The organism is Parafrankia sp. FMc2, assembly GCF_041008525.1.
GTDB lineage: Bacteria > Actinomycetota > Actinomycetes > Frankiales > Frankiaceae > Parafrankia.
In genome coordinates, this window is record NZ_JBFLUG010000096.1 from 16,346 (window position 1) to 29,402 (window position 13,057).

The 13,057-nt window shown below is 74.4% G+C and carries 12 protein-coding genes; 7 read left to right on the plus strand and 5 right to left on the minus strand.

Features of this window, described 5'->3' with window-relative positions:
- Positions 1-168: 168 nt before the first annotated feature.
- Entirely contained in the window at positions 169-1,128 is a 960-nt protein-coding gene (locus AB1460_RS25895) for an NAD(P)/FAD-dependent oxidoreductase (RefSeq protein ID WP_368964710.1), read from the minus strand.
- Positions 1,129-1,498: 370 nt separating this feature from the next.
- Between AB1460_RS25895 and AB1460_RS25900 the strand changes: the two genes are divergently transcribed.
- Positions 1,499-2,482, plus strand: coding sequence for a DUF5926 family protein (locus AB1460_RS25900; RefSeq protein WP_368964711.1), 984 nt, complete (start codon positions 1,499-1,501; stop codon positions 2,480-2,482).
- A gap of 7 nt (positions 2,483-2,489) precedes the next feature.
- Positions 2,490-3,695: a geranylgeranyl reductase family protein gene (locus tag AB1460_RS25905; RefSeq protein ID WP_420497358.1), complete on the plus strand. Its 1,206-nt coding sequence runs from the start codon at positions 2,490-2,492 to the stop codon at positions 3,693-3,695.
- A 10-nt stretch (positions 3,696-3,705) separates the two neighbouring features.
- On the opposite strand, the gene AB1460_RS25910 is transcribed toward AB1460_RS25905, so the two are convergent.
- The 4 genes from AB1460_RS25910 to AB1460_RS25925 all read right to left on the minus strand — a co-directional run bounded on the left by AB1460_RS25910 (position 3,706) and on the right by AB1460_RS25925 (position 8,845).
- Positions 3,706-5,589 (minus strand): AAA family ATPase, encoded by a 1,884-nt coding sequence (locus AB1460_RS25910; protein ID WP_368964712.1) that lies wholly within the window; start codon positions 5,587-5,589, stop codon positions 3,706-3,708.
- Positions 5,590-5,776: 187 nt separating this feature from the next.
- Positions 5,777-6,574: a nickel pincer cofactor biosynthesis protein LarB gene (larB, locus tag AB1460_RS25915; protein ID WP_368964713.1), complete on the minus strand. Its 798-nt coding sequence runs from the start codon at positions 6,572-6,574 to the stop codon at positions 5,777-5,779.
- 56 nt (positions 6,575-6,630) lie between these two features.
- Complete coding sequence (locus AB1460_RS25920) at positions 6,631-7,575, minus strand: phosphotransferase enzyme family protein (RefSeq protein ID WP_368964714.1); 945 nt, start codon at positions 7,573-7,575, stop codon at positions 6,631-6,633.
- A gap of 19 nt (positions 7,576-7,594) precedes the next feature.
- Positions 7,595-8,845: a hypothetical protein gene (locus tag AB1460_RS25925; protein ID WP_368964715.1), complete on the minus strand. Its 1,251-nt coding sequence runs from the start codon at positions 8,843-8,845 to the stop codon at positions 7,595-7,597.
- A 628-nt stretch (positions 8,846-9,473) separates the two neighbouring features.
- Between AB1460_RS25925 and AB1460_RS25930 the strand changes: the two genes are divergently transcribed.
- Genes AB1460_RS25930 through AB1460_RS25950 form a run of 5 tightly spaced genes read left to right on the plus strand, consistent with a single transcriptional unit; the run spans position 9,474 to position 12,592 of the window.
- Complete coding sequence (locus AB1460_RS25930) at positions 9,474-10,343, plus strand: GNAT family N-acetyltransferase (protein WP_368964716.1); 870 nt, start codon at positions 9,474-9,476, stop codon at positions 10,341-10,343.
- The gene (gene folP / locus AB1460_RS25935) at positions 10,340-11,233 is read left to right on the plus strand and encodes a dihydropteroate synthase (protein ID WP_368964717.1); all 894 of its coding nucleotides are present in this window, start codon (positions 10,340-10,342) and stop codon (positions 11,231-11,233) included. The genes AB1460_RS25930 and folP overlap by 4 nt, the downstream gene beginning before the upstream one ends.
- Positions 11,230-11,625: a dihydroneopterin aldolase gene (gene folB, locus AB1460_RS25940; protein ID WP_368964718.1), complete on the plus strand. Its 396-nt coding sequence runs from the start codon at positions 11,230-11,232 to the stop codon at positions 11,623-11,625. Before folP ends, folB begins: the two co-directional genes overlap by 4 nt.
- Positions 11,622-12,158: a 2-amino-4-hydroxy-6-hydroxymethyldihydropteridine diphosphokinase gene (gene folK, locus AB1460_RS25945; RefSeq protein ID WP_368964719.1), complete on the plus strand. Its 537-nt coding sequence runs from the start codon at positions 11,622-11,624 to the stop codon at positions 12,156-12,158. The genes folB and folK overlap by 4 nt, the downstream gene beginning before the upstream one ends.
- Positions 12,155-12,592 carry a DUF3180 domain-containing protein gene (locus AB1460_RS25950; RefSeq protein ID WP_368964720.1) on the plus strand — a complete coding sequence of 146 codons (438 nt, stop codon included), beginning with the start codon at positions 12,155-12,157 and terminating at the stop codon, positions 12,590-12,592. Before folK ends, AB1460_RS25950 begins: the two co-directional genes overlap by 4 nt.
- Positions 12,593-13,057 lie beyond the last annotated feature (465 nt).

A 13,057-nucleotide genomic window follows, 5' to 3' on the forward strand; every position in this document is an offset into this window, starting at 1 on the left:
TACCCCGCGGGTCCGGCATCAACCGGAGCCGTTTCCGTCGGTAGCGCCTCCAGTGGACGACAGCCATCCGGTGATGCTCCATTGTGATATCGGTGTCGATCTGATGGGCATGTCCATCTGATGGGTACGAGGCGCTGTCCGCCGGGCACGCGCGGGAAACGCGTGTGGTCAGGCCAGTGCGCTGACGATGGCCCGGGCGAGATCGGTGCCTGATCGCCACGCCGTCTCGACCCGCGGCCTGCCCCAGCTGTCACCGGCCAGGCCGACCCGGGCCTGGCCGAAGAAGAACGTCTCCTCCCGCGGTGACGCAGGGCGGGCGAAGGTCCAGCGCTGGACGTAGGTCCAGTCCGGTTCGGTGGGGATGGCGAGCAGGCGGCGCAGGGCACCGGTGAGCTCCGCCGCCGCGGCGGGTGGGTCGGCCAGCCGGCCGGCCGCGAAGTCGCTGGTGGAGTGGGCCACCAGCACCGGGGCGTTGTCCCCGCGTCGGCGGCCGTCGTCGGCGATCCACGCGATGGTCGGGTCTTCGTGCACGAAGGCGCCGTCGATCGGCGACCACCCCCGGGTGCGCCAGCCGGCGAGGAGGGCGAGCACCGGCATCCACTCCCGTCCGAGCAGCACCGCCCGCTCGGCGCCGAGCTCGGGGGCCAGGTGCCGCAGAGCCTGCGGATCGGGCATTGCCAGCACCGCGGCGTCCACCGCCTCCCCGTCGACCACCGGGCCGGGCCGCACCATGCGGATGGGCGCTGACTGCGCCACCGGAACACCGCCGCGGCTCGCCAGATCGACCACCAACGAGCGGATCCCGCGGGGCGCCGCGTAGCGCAGCGGCCCCGGCGACGCCGGGCTGATCGTCACCGACGGACCGTCGACCACCGGGAACCGGGACGTCCATGGGCGGACGAGGCCGCGAGCCAGCCAGTCCTCGACGACCTCGAGGAACTCGGGGTCGCGGGCGGTGAAGTACGAGGCCCCGGAGTCGACGATCCGACCGTCGATCCACCGCGACGCCATCCGCCCGCCGACCACCCGGCCGCGGTCGCGGACCTCGGCGTCGATCCCGCGGACGCGCAGCTCCCGCGCGCACGCGATGCCCGCGATCCCTCCACCTGCGACGACGACCTTTGCCACGGGCACACCGTTCTGTGCTGTCCGGCGACGAGCCGACTGCCGACCCGCCCGAGTCCGGGAACCCTCCCGCCATCGTGCGCGCCCCGGTGGCCACTGGGCGTCGCGGAACGGCCCCGGGTCCGGATCGGAGGGAAAACTCCCAGGTGGGGAAGGGTTATCACTGCGCGCACCGTCGACAGCCCGGCGGTGGCGGCGCATGTCGAACGCGGAGCCGCGGGCCGATGGCCTAGCCTTACCTTCCTACAGATCCGCCCCGCGGCGCCCCGCGTCCCGCGGGCCCGACCGCGGAGGCCCACCGATCGCTCGCCGTCCGACGCCCAGCCGTCACGAAACCAGATCCGACGCCAGGTCCGGCACCAGCTCCGACCCGGTGCCGCCCGTCGGGCCCCGTCAGCCCTGCCCGTGCGGCTCCGGCCGGCGGTACAAGGCGTGCCACGGGGAGCGCAGCCGCCCCGCCCCGGTCCTGCGGCCCTTCGCCGGCCGGGTGGACGAACCCGACCTGGTGGCGTTGCGCGAGTTCGTCCCCAGCGCGACCGCGCCGCTGACCCTGTCGGCGACCCACCTGGCCGACAACCCCGATCACGCCGACCGGCGGATCATTCTCGGCACCCTGCTGCCGCAGGCCGCGGCCGCGGTCGTCCGCGACGACGGCGAGATCCTGCTCGCCATGCAGACCCTGGTGAGCGGCCTCGACCCCGCGGCCGACCTCGCCGGCGCGCTGCTCGCGGCTCTCGACGCGAAGCCCGGATCGGTGGTGGACGGCCCGCCGGCCTCCGCTCCCGCCGCGGTGGAACGCCTCTCCGGCGGGCTGGCGGAGCTGCCCCGCCTCCCTGACCTGCTCGACCCGGCACCGCTGGAGATCACCGTCCACCCCGGTTTCGCCTGGTGGGTGCCATCGACCGACGGCGTCGAGCCCAGCGCGGAGGTGACGGCGAGCCTGGACCGGGCGAACGCCACCGTGGTCCCGACCACGCGGCTGGAGTCCGTGCCGGCTGCCTACTGGTGCAGCCCCGGTGACCGGGTCCACCTGCGCTGGGCGCTACCGCTGGGTCTGGCTGGCCCGGATGCCTCGGACGTCTCGGAAGAGGCGATCCTCGACGCGTTGGCCCGGCTGTCGGCCGCCGGCCATCTCACTGTCGGTGACGGCTCCCGCTTTGTCGGGTCCTTCCGCGCGGACGGCCTCGTAGTACCGGTGTGGGATCTGGAGCCCGGCGCGGATGCCGACTCCTGCGAGAAGCCAGCTGCCCAGCTCTGGTCACTGCTGCGGGAGGCCCTGGCCGACCCGCGCGCGCTCACCTCCGAGGAGCGGCGAGTACGCGCCGGCGTCGTCGGGCGCACGCTTACGCTCCGTTAGGTTCGATGTGTCCCCCGAGATCCGTGCCCGTCCGATCGCGGCCTCCGAGGGCCACCAGCCCGGCCCGGACACCGAGGACTACGACGTGGTCGTCCTCGGCGCCGGGCCGGCGGGCGCGGCCGCCGCGCGCTCGGCGGCCGAAGCCGGCGCCAGCGTCTGCGTGCTGGAGCGGATGGACATCCCCCGGTACAAGACCTGCGGCGGCGGCCTGGTCGGCCTGTCGATGGAGCACGCCCGGATCGATCTCGCCCCGCTCGTCCGCTCCCGGGTCGACGCGCTCACCATGACCCTGGACGGCCGCCGCGCGGTGACCCGCCGGCGCCACGACGGTCAGCCACTGCTGTCGATGGTCATGCGCTCCGAGCTGGATGCGGCGCTGCTCGGCGCGGCGAAGGCCGCCGGCGCCCAGATCCGCGCCATGGCCCATGTCACCGGCCTGCGCGAGGACGCGCGGGCGGTGACGGTTCTCGTTCGATCCGCTCCGGCGGTGCGGGCCCGGGTCGTGGTCGGCGCCGACGGCACGTCGGGCCGGGCTGGCAGCTACGTCGGCGTCCACTGCGACCAGGTCGACCTCGGGCTCGAAGGCGAGTTCGAGGTGCCGGCCGCGATGGCCGACACCTGGACCGGGCGGATGCTGCTCGACTGGGGCCCGCTGCCCGGCTCCTATGGCTGGGTGTTCCCGAAAGGGCGGGTGCTCACCGTGGGCGTCATCGGCTCCCGCACCGAAGGCGCGGCGCTGCGGGCCTACTACCAGGCGCTCGTCGAGCGGCTCGGGCTCGCGGCCATGCCCCGGCAGCACGACTCCGGGCACCTGACCCGGGTGCGCGCCGACGGTTCGCCGCTGCGCCGCGGCCAGGTCCTGGTCGCCGGTGATGCCGCCGGGCTGCTCGACCCGTGGACCAGGGAGGGCATCTCCTTCGCGCTGCGCTCCGGCCGGCTCGCCGGCGCCGCCGCCGCCGCGGCCGCGGCCGGCGACCGCGCCGCCCTCGACCGCTATCCCGGGCTGATCCTGGACGTCTTCGGTACGGAGATCGCGGCCAGCCGGACGGTGCTGGCGGCCTTCGCCCGTCGCCCGGCGCTCATGCACGCCATGATGGCGGCCTTCCCCGGCACCTTCGGCCTGTTCAGCCGGATCGTCGACGGCCGCTCCACGGTGGCCCGGCAGCTGCGTCGCCCTGGCGTCGCCGCCGCCGTCGCCGCTCTCTCGAAGTGAACCGCGGGCCCTACTGGAAGCGCTCGGCCACCGCTCCCGCGATCTCCTCGTAGGCCCGGCGGGTCTCCCGGCGCAGCTCGTCGAGCATGATCGGGCCGCCGGCGGCGAGATGAGGATCGAACGGAACCCGGACGACCTGGCGGGTCCGCGCCGCGAAATGCTCCTCCAGCGCGTCGACGTCCACCGCCTCACCGTGCTGCGGGAACATCGTCATCACGGTGACGGCCTCGCTGACGTGTGGGTGGTAGCCGTGCGCGTCCAGCCAGTCGAGCGTGCCGCTGGCGCTGGCGCCGCCGTCCGCGCTCGCACTGCTGACGATCACCAGTGTGTCGGCGAGGTCGAGCACACCGCGCATCGCGCTGTGCACCATGCCCGTCCCGCAGTCGGTCAGCAGGATCGAGTAGTGCCGCTGCAGGATGTCGTCGACGGCCCGGTAGTCCTCGTCGGTGAAGGCGTCCGAGATCTCCGGGTCGCTCGCCGAGGCCAGCACCTCCAGCCGCGACTCGGCCTGTGACAGGTAGCGCCGGACGTCCACATAGCGGTGCAGCTGCTCGGCGGCCTCGAGCAGATCTCGGACGGTGTGCCGGGTGGTGCTCTCCACCCGGGCGCCCAGGGTGCCCCGGTCCGGGTTCGCGTCGATCGCGACGACCCGGTCGCCGCGCAGGCTGGCCAGCGTCGACCCGAGCGAAACCGTGGTCGTGGTCTTCCCGACGCCACCCTTGAGGGACAGGACCGCGATGCGGTGGCAGTCGTCCAGCGGGGTCCGGATCCGGCTCAGCAGGCGTCGGTACCGGGCCTCGTCCGGGGACGGGCCGGGGTTCAGCGCCCCGGCGGACACCTGGTAGACGAGACGCCGCCAGCCGCGGGAGGCGGTGTCCGGCACCGCGGGCAGCAGCGCCCCGGTGGACAGCCCGGCCGCGTGTCGCGGGTCATACGGGTCATACGGGTCGTAGGGGCCGTACGGGTCGGCGTACGGCTGCTCCGGCCGCTCCTCGAAGGGAGTGAACGACCGCTCACGGCCCGGCTCCTGCTCCCAGGGCCGGTCGTCCGGCTCCCAGCCGGGGCCCTCGCCCTGCTCGCGTTCCCGCCCCCGCTCCCGCTCGTAGCCGGCGGGCTCCGCCGGCGGAACGCCCTCCGGGACGTCGACGGGAACGTCGGCTGGTGGGTCACGGAGCCAGGACGCGACCCGGCCGGAGCGGTACGGGCCGGTCGCCGAGCCCGGCGGCGGTAGCGGTGGTGGCGTCGGTGCCGGGTACAGCGTCGACGGTCGGTACTCACCGGTCGCCGGCCCCGCGGCCGGCGGGAGGCCGTGGTCGAGCAGCGGATCGAACGTCCGGGTCGGAACACCGTCGATCATCCGGTTCGGCCGGGGCGACTGCGGTGCGGGAAGATCCGCCTCGCCCGCCCCTGGCCGGATCGACGGCCAGGTGTCACCCCCCGACTCGGACGGCGGCGGCACCGGCGGCTGGGACACGGGTGGCCAGGACACCGGCGGCGGTGCGGGCCAGGGCGGCGGGAGTGGTGGTGCCGCTGGGGCCGCGGGAGGTGCTGGGGCCGCGGGAGGCGCCGGTGGATCGCTGACCGGCCAGTGTGCCAGCCACGAGGCCGCGGCCGGGTCGGCCGCGGGAGGCACCGGTGGCGGTGGCGGAGTGACCCGGTTCGGCCGGCTGTCGAAGGTGCCTGGCCCGCCGACGTCGATCCCCCCGACGTCGACGCCGCCCACGTCAATACCGCCGACGTCGATCGCGTCCACAGGCGCGCCGGAGTACCAGCCCTGGTGGCCGGTGGCCGGCTCGTCCGGCCGCACGGCCTCGTGCGAACCGGTCACCTCGACGGACATGCCGCCGAACGGCGACGGGCGGCCCCCGCCACCGATATCGTCAGTCCTGCTCATGATCGCGTTCTCATGATCCTGCCTGAGATGAACGACCGCCGTGTGGCGACGTCACACGGTCGACCCTGCCCCGGCACAATGTCCAGCCCCGCTCCTCCGTTCGGGCGGTCGGTGATGGGCCCCATCCAGGATGACACGACTCGATGGACCTCGGCACGGCACGGGGCGTCACCAGGGCACGAGAGGACTACGCCCGGCGGGCCACCCGGGCGGCGAACAGCCCCGCGCCGAAGCCGTTGTCGATGTTGCACACCGCTATGCCCGGAGCGCACGAGGTGAGCATGCCGAGGAGCGCGGCGAGCCCACCGAAGCTGGCTCCGTACCCGACGCTGGTCGGCACCGCCACCAGCGGTGTTCCGACCAGGCCGCCGATCACGCTCGGCAGGGCACCTTCCATCCCGGCCACGACGACCAGGCAGTCCGCGCGGTCGAGGACCGGCCGGGCCGCCAGCACCCGGTGCAGCCCGGCGACGCCGACGTCCCGGACGATCTCCACCCCGGCGCCCGCGGCCGCGGCGGTCATCGCCGCCTCCTCGGCGACGTGGGCGTCCGAGGTGCCGGCGGCGACCACCGCGACCAGGCCGCGCGGCTCGGGCAGCTCGCCGACCACAACCGTCGCCGGACGCCCGCCCGCCCCTGGGTCCGCACTGGAACTCACCCAGGCATCAGGCCAGCGTGCCCGCAGCGCAGCCACCATGGCGCCGTCCGCCCGGGTGACCATGGTGGGCCGCGCCTCGCCCGAGGCCCGGCGCAGGGCGTCCACGATGCCGACGGTCTCCGCCGCGGTCTTGCCCGCTCCGAAGACCACCTCCGGATCACCGGTACGGATGCCCCGGTGCGTGTCGACCCGCGCGTACCCGAGATCACGGAAGCCCGAGCCGTCGGCTCCCATCGGGCCGGCGGCCAGCTCGGCGGCGGCGGCCTCCGGGGTGACCTCACCGTCGGACACGGCGTGCAGCAGGGTCCGCAGACGTTCGGGGTCCATACCGCCGATGCTGCCACCGCCGATGCTGCCACCGCCGATGCCGGCACCGCCGTCGGTCAGCGGTAGGGGGCCCAGACCGTCCGGTCGGCGGCCCCGGCGCGCAGGCTCCGGAGACGGACCGCGAACTGCGCCGCGGCGCTCGGGCTGCTGGCGAGGACGGGTGCCACGCTCGTCACGAGTTTCAGCTCACGGACCGCGCGCAGCACCGGGAACCCGTCCCAGGCCGTGACGTCGAAGCCGTAGGCGCGGGCGAGTTCCTCCTGCGGCTGCGGCGACCGGCCGAAGCGCACGGCTCCGAGCGCGACCGGCACCAGATCCCACTCGGCCGGACCCAGGCAGGTCGCGTCGAAATCACAGATCACGACCCTGCCTGGAGCGGTGTGGATCAGGTTTCCCAGATGCGCGTCCCCGTGGATGACGGCCTGCGGCAGCACGTACCGGACGCTCCCAAGCGCGTCGGAGACCCGCAGCGTCAGGCCCTCCAGGAAGGCGCGGTCCGCGGCCGGCAGGCCCTCGGCGTCCGAGAGGCGCCGCCGGACGTCGTCGAGCGGGTCCCAGGCCGGCAGCGGTGGCTCGGGTGGCGCAAGCGCATGCAGGCGCAGCAGGACGTCCGCCAGGCTGCGGGCCGGATGCACCGCCGGCCGGGTGACGGCCTCGGGCGGAGCGGCGTCCCGCCAGACGGTGGCGTGCCAGCCGTCGACCACGACAGGTGCGGGCACGCCCGGGAGGAGCCGCACCGCGGGCATCCCGTGCTCGGCCAGCCACCGCGCCACCTGGACGACCTTCGCCACCCGGTGGTTCATCGCGGCGGAACTGGCGATGCGTACGACCGCCGCCTCGCGAGGAAGCCTGTACACCGCGTTGACGGTCAGCTTGATCGGTTCGGCGTCCCGATCGTCAAGGCCGACGCTGGCGCAGAGCTGGGTAAGCGCCTGCCGGGAGCGCGCCGCGGTGAAACGGCCGGCGGGGCCGGGCCCGGCAGCCGCGGGTTCGGTGGCCATGGTGATCGGTCACGGACGGCTAGAGATCCAGCGGCGGCGGGGGAACAGCGGTTCCCGGACCGGGCCGTTGGCGCGACGCCGAGCGTTGCCACTCCCGGACCAGCGCCGCCAGCTCCCGGACTCCCCGCACCTCGCTGTGCGGGGAGGTGGCGGTCAGCAGCTGGTCCGCCCGGCTGGAGACCGAGGCGACCGTGCGGCCCCAGGAGATGCCGATCGCCTCGGTCGCGAGCTCGCAGACCCGGTCCAGCTCGAGCCGGCCCTGGCGCGCCATCGCGAGCGCCAGGTCGAACCGGATGACGGAGCGGAAGCCCGGCGCGTCCATCCCGTCGAGCTGCGGCATGGCCAGGTCGGCATGCTCCTCGGCGGCGCGGGGACGACCGAGCAGGCACAGCGCCGTCGTCGCGTTGTAGGAGACCTCGACGGGGTGGAACGTGTCGAAGCTCGGCCCGGGACGGCCCCACTGGTCCACCGGGATGGCGTCCGCCAGGTCGTAGGCCTGGTCCAGGCTGCCCGCGGCGCCGCGCAGATCACCCATCGCGGCGAGCGCCCGCGCCTCCTGGCAGACCAGCCTGGCCCGGACGGGCCCGCTGCCGACGTGGCGCATCCCGTCCCGGGCGAGTCGCAGGGCCTCGCCGGGCCGCCCGACATAGAACTCGTTGACCGCGCCGACCTCACGCGCCGAGCCGCACAGGGGACCGTCGCCGGCCTCGACGCCGGCCAGGTAGCCCTCGGCGGCGAGATCGCGGGCGGAGCCGACGTCGCCCTGCTTGAAGGCCGCGTCGGCGCCGAGCACCGCGACGCGGCCGGCGAGCACGAGCAGCTGCTGCGAGTCCGCGGTGCCCATCGAGCGGCGCCCGAGCCGCTCCAGGCCACGCCGCAGCCGGGCCGTCCTGGCTCGCACGTGGGCGGGCGGCACGACCTCGTGCGTGTTCATGAGCTCGCCCAGCGCCTCGTTCGCGCGCTCGAGGGCTAGCTGTACCGGGCTGGCCGCGAGCACGTCAGCCACCTCCATGATCGGGCTCGGGGCGAGCAGTGCGCTGACGACGGCCGCACCCGCGGACAGCTGGAACTTCCGGCGGTCGGTGCCGTTCGGTTCCGCGGCATCGGCACCGGCACCGGCTGCCCAGGTGAGGTCGTCCGGTGCCTGGCGCTCCGGAGGCTGGGCGGGATAGTCCTCGGGCCGGTCGTCCGGGGGCGTGCGGGCCGGGGGAATGAAGATCTCGTCGAAACCCGGCACGGCCAGCGGCGGGGGTCCGTCCGACTGCGGCATGCCCTGATCCTTCCTGTGTGTCACGAGGCGCGTTCGTGACCTTGCGCTTTCACGCTAGGGGCGGGAAAGCGCCGTGGCCGGCGGGCCGCTGGACGGCCACCAGTCGGACCACGGTGATCGCGCATCGCCTCGGCCCCCGTGCGTATGCCGATGCTCGTGCGAATGGCACGTGCGGACGGCGGATGCGGTTGTCGGGTGCACCAGCCGATGCTACGAGGCGTGGATGTCGGACAGTGACGGGCTTGCGTCACAGCAATGTGGCCCGCCGGTGGTTGTGTCAATGGTGTTCTGGTTATGTGATTTTGGTTGGCGGCGGAACGGCGAAGGATCTTCCAGGGAGATCCCTACCCGCTGGATCTTCTTTATCGCCTGAGGCATATGTAACGTTTATCTTCGTTTAGGGGATGCTGCTGGCCGGCCGGTCGACGGCGCTGCCGGACGGTCGATGACAGCGGTGAGCTCCCGATTCCGAGTGTGGGTGGGTTGCATGGATGTCGATCGTCCCCGGACGGATCGGCGGTTCACGACGGTGACGGCGGCGGGCCGGGCACATCCGCGCGGCCGGAGGAGGCGATCGGTAGCCTCAGTTCCGTGGTCGATGTGTCCGCGAGGTGTTCGCGGAGCTTCCGTGGTCGCTGATCCGGCGCGCCTCGCCGGAGAAGACGCGCTGGTGGCGCCCCGGCGGGAGCTGCCCGTGGGCGATGTGGCGCTGGCCTGCCGGCTGGAGGAACTCGCGCACCGAGCCTGGCCGCCCCTTCGGGAGGAGGCCCACGCGGGCTGGGTGCTTCGGGAGTCGGCGGGCTCCTCGCGCCGAGGGAACTCGGTGTGGGCCAGGAGCGACGTCCCGGATCTCGCCGATGGTCTTCGCGTGGTCCGATCCTTCTACGAGGCCGTGGGCCTGCCGCCGACCTTCCAGGTCACCCCGGTCGCCCGTCCCGCCGGCCTGCTGGACGCCCTCGACGCCGCCGGGTACGACGACGCCGGGCCCACGGACGTCTGCGTCGCGCCCCTGGCAGGCCTGCTCGTGGCCCGTCCCGGGAACGGGCAGGTCGAGGTGACCCACGCTGACCTGCCCGACGAGCGCTGGCTCGCCGTCGCCGGGCGGGTTCTCACCACCTTCGCCGCGCAGCGCGCCGGTTCACTCGCCGTGCTCCGGGCGATGGCGCTGCCCCAGCGCTACGTCACCCTCCACATCGACGGTGTGCCGGCCGGTGTCGGCCGCGGTGTCCTCGACGATGGCTGGCTGGGCATCTACAGCATGGCCACGCTGCCCGGCGCGCGTGGCCGCGGCGCGGCGGGCCGGGTACTCGCCGAACTCGCCCGGTGGGCGGGCGCCGGTGGGGCCGACCACGCCTACCTGCAGGTCGAGCGGGACAGCATCGCGGCCCGGGCGCTCTACACCCGCCGTGGCTTCCGGCCGGTCTACGGCTACAGCTACCGCAGGCTGCCCGCACCGGCGGCGGCCGGCCCGGCGGGGAACGGGGCCGCCCGCTCATGAACGCATCCCCCGCTGACCTGTTCGCCGCCGACGCCCCGACCAAGATCATGGGTGTCGTCAACGTCACCCCCGACTCGTTCTCGGACGGCGGCGCCTACCCCGACCCGGCCGACGCCGTCCGGGCCGGTCAGCTGATGATCGACCAGGGAGCCGACATCGTGGACGTCGGCGGCGAGTCGACGCGCCCCGGCGCGCCCCGGGTGTTCGCCAGCGAGGAACTGCGCCGGGTGCTGCCCGTCGTCGCCAAGCTGGCCTCCTCGGGCGTGCCGATCAGCATCGACACGAGCCGCGCGTCAGTCGCCGCCGCCGCGGTCGACTCCGGTGCCCTGCTGGTCAACGACGTCTCCTGCGGAACGAACGCCGACCTGCTGCGCATCGTCGCCGAGCGGGGCGTCCACTACGTCCTGATGCACTCGCGCGGCTCCAGCGCGGACATGGGCGCCCTGGCGGTCTACGACGATGTGGTCGCCGAGGTGGTGAGCGAGCTGTCCGCCCGGCTCGAGGTGGTCCTGGCCGCCGGCGTGCCGGAGGACAAGGTGATCATCGACCCGGGTATCGGGTTCGCCAAGACCGCGGCGCACAACTGGACCCTGCTCGCGAACCTGGACGCACTCGCCGCCCTCGGCCGTCCGTTGCTCGTCGGCACCTCCCGCAAGTCGTTCCTCGGCTCGGTGCTGAGCGGCCCCGGTGAACCGCCCCGGCCGCCGGACGACCGGGATGCCGCCACCCAGGCCACGACCGTGCTGCTGGCCTCGGCCGGAGTGTGGGCGGTGCGGGTGCACGCGGTACGCCCCGCGGTGGACGCCGTCCGGGTGCACCGGGCGTGGCACGCGGCCGGCCCCGCCCGCCCGGCCCGCCCGGTGGCCTGTCCGGTCGGGCCGCCCCGGTGACGGCGGTACCCGGGGCCGGGCGCGACCGGGTCACGCTGACCGGGCTGCGGGTGCACGGGCGGCACGGCGTGCTGCCCGCGGAACGCGAACTCGGCCAGTTCTTCGTCATCGACGCCACCCTCTGGCTGGACACGGGCCCCGCCGCGGCGACTGACGACCTCACGCTGACCGTGCACTACGGCGAGCTCGCCCAGGCCTTGGCGGACGTCGTCGCCGGCGAGCCCGTCGACCTGATCGAGACCCTGGCACACCGGCTGGTCCGGGTCTGCCTGGCGGACCCCCGGGTCGACACGGCCGAGGTGACCGTGCACAAGCCGGCCGCACCCGTGCCGCTTCCCTTCGCCGACATCGCGGTGACTGTCACCCGTTCCCGGCAGGACCTCGCCGGATGAGCCCGGCGGGCAGCGGCCACGCCGTGGTGGCGATCGGTTCCAACATCGGGGACCGGCTCGCGTTCCTGCGCGGCGCGGTCGCCCAGCTCGACGCCACGCTCGGCGTGCACGCCACCTCACCCGTCTACGAGACCGACCCGGTCGGCGGGCCCGACCAGGACGACTACCTCAACGCCGTCGTCCTGGTCGGTGCCGCCGAACCGGCGTCGCTGCTGGCGGCGGCGCGAACCGCGGAGGAGGCTGCCGCGCGGGTGCGCACCGTCCGGTGGGGCCCGCGGACCCTCGACGTGGACATCATCGCCTGCGGCGACACCCGCAGCGACGACCCCGACATCCTGCTGCCGCACCCGCGCGCCCACGAGCGGCTGTTCGTCTGCGTGCCCTGGCTGGATGTCGAGCCGCAGGCCTCGCTGGTCGGGCATGGCCCGGTGGCGGACCTGGTGGCGCGGCTGCTCGCGGTGCCGGGCACCGTCGCCCCGCGGCGGACCTCCCTCGACCTGCCGGCCGGGAACACACCGGGGCCGGGGCGGTGAGACCCACCCACGTGCGTGACCTTCTCTCGGTCGCCGTCGTGGTCGGCGCGCTGGTCTACCTGTTGCTGTGGTGGAGGTACCAGTCGCTGCCGCAGGTGCCTCCGACGACGTCCCTGTCCGTCCTGCTGGTGGGGCTGATCGAGCTGCAGGTGGCATCGCTGACGAGGCGACGCCTCGCCGGCCGGCCCGGGACCCGCCCGATCCTGCCGCTGACCGTCGCCCGCCTGGCCGCGCTCGCGAAGGCGACGTCGGTGGTCGGCGCGGCGCTGGCCGGTGGCTGGACCGCCCTGCTCGCCTACACGGCCCCTCGCACCGACGAGTTCGGGACCGCCGGCGGCGACGCCCTGTCCGCCGGCCTCGGCCTCGGGGCCACGGCCGTGCTGATCGCCGGCGGGCTGGCCCTGGAACGGGTGTGCCGGATCCGTAGCCGCTGACGGTCCACCACAACGCCTGTTGTCGAACCGGCCACGCTACCCTGGGATCCGGTTGTCCGGCACGAAAGGGACGGGTGTGGTCACTCACGGCCAGGACACGTTCTCCGGCCCTGACGACGGCCGGCCCGGTCCGCCTGCCCGCCCGGCGCCCGGCCGCCCGGTGGTCGTCGGGCGGCCCCGCCAGGCCGGCGCACGCCTGGTGTCCTTCGCCGACCTGCGTGGTCAGCCGGCGCGTCAGCCACAGCCACAACCACAACGGCAGCGGCAGCCGCAGTCACAGCCGACCTGGACGACGCGCCAGCCGCAGCCAGGGCCTCGGCCCGGTCCGGCTCGTGCGCCGGCCCGCCGCGCGGGTTTCGACCCGGCGGACATGGCGACCGAGCCAGCTCCTGGTGGCCGGTGGTGCTCACGCTCTCCAGCCCCGATGTCCGCGCGACGGGAGGGGGTGTCGGCACACGACCAGGG

What these genes read in the sequence shown, in the direction of transcription:
- AB1460_RS25910 (WP_368964712.1), bottom strand. Translation starts at nt 5,589, where the DNA reads ATGAGCAGGACTGACGATATCGGTGGCGGGGGCCGCCCGTCGCCGTTC.
- larB (WP_368964713.1), bottom strand. Translation starts at nt 6,574, where the DNA reads ATGGACCCCGAACGTCTGCGGACCCTGCTGCACGCCGTGTCCGACGGT.
- AB1460_RS25920 (WP_368964714.1), bottom strand. Translation starts at nt 7,575, where the DNA reads ATGGCCACCGAACCCGCGGCTGCCGGGCCCGGCCCCGCCGGCCGTTTC.
- AB1460_RS25925 (WP_368964715.1), bottom strand. Translation starts at nt 8,845, where the DNA reads ATGCCGCAGTCGGACGGACCCCCGCCGCTGGCCGTGCCGGGTTTCGAC.
- folP (WP_368964717.1), top strand. Translation starts at nt 10,340, where the DNA reads ATGAACGCATCCCCCGCTGACCTGTTCGCCGCCGACGCCCCGACCAAG.
- folK (WP_368964719.1), top strand. Translation starts at nt 11,622, where the DNA reads ATGAGCCCGGCGGGCAGCGGCCACGCCGTGGTGGCGATCGGTTCCAAC.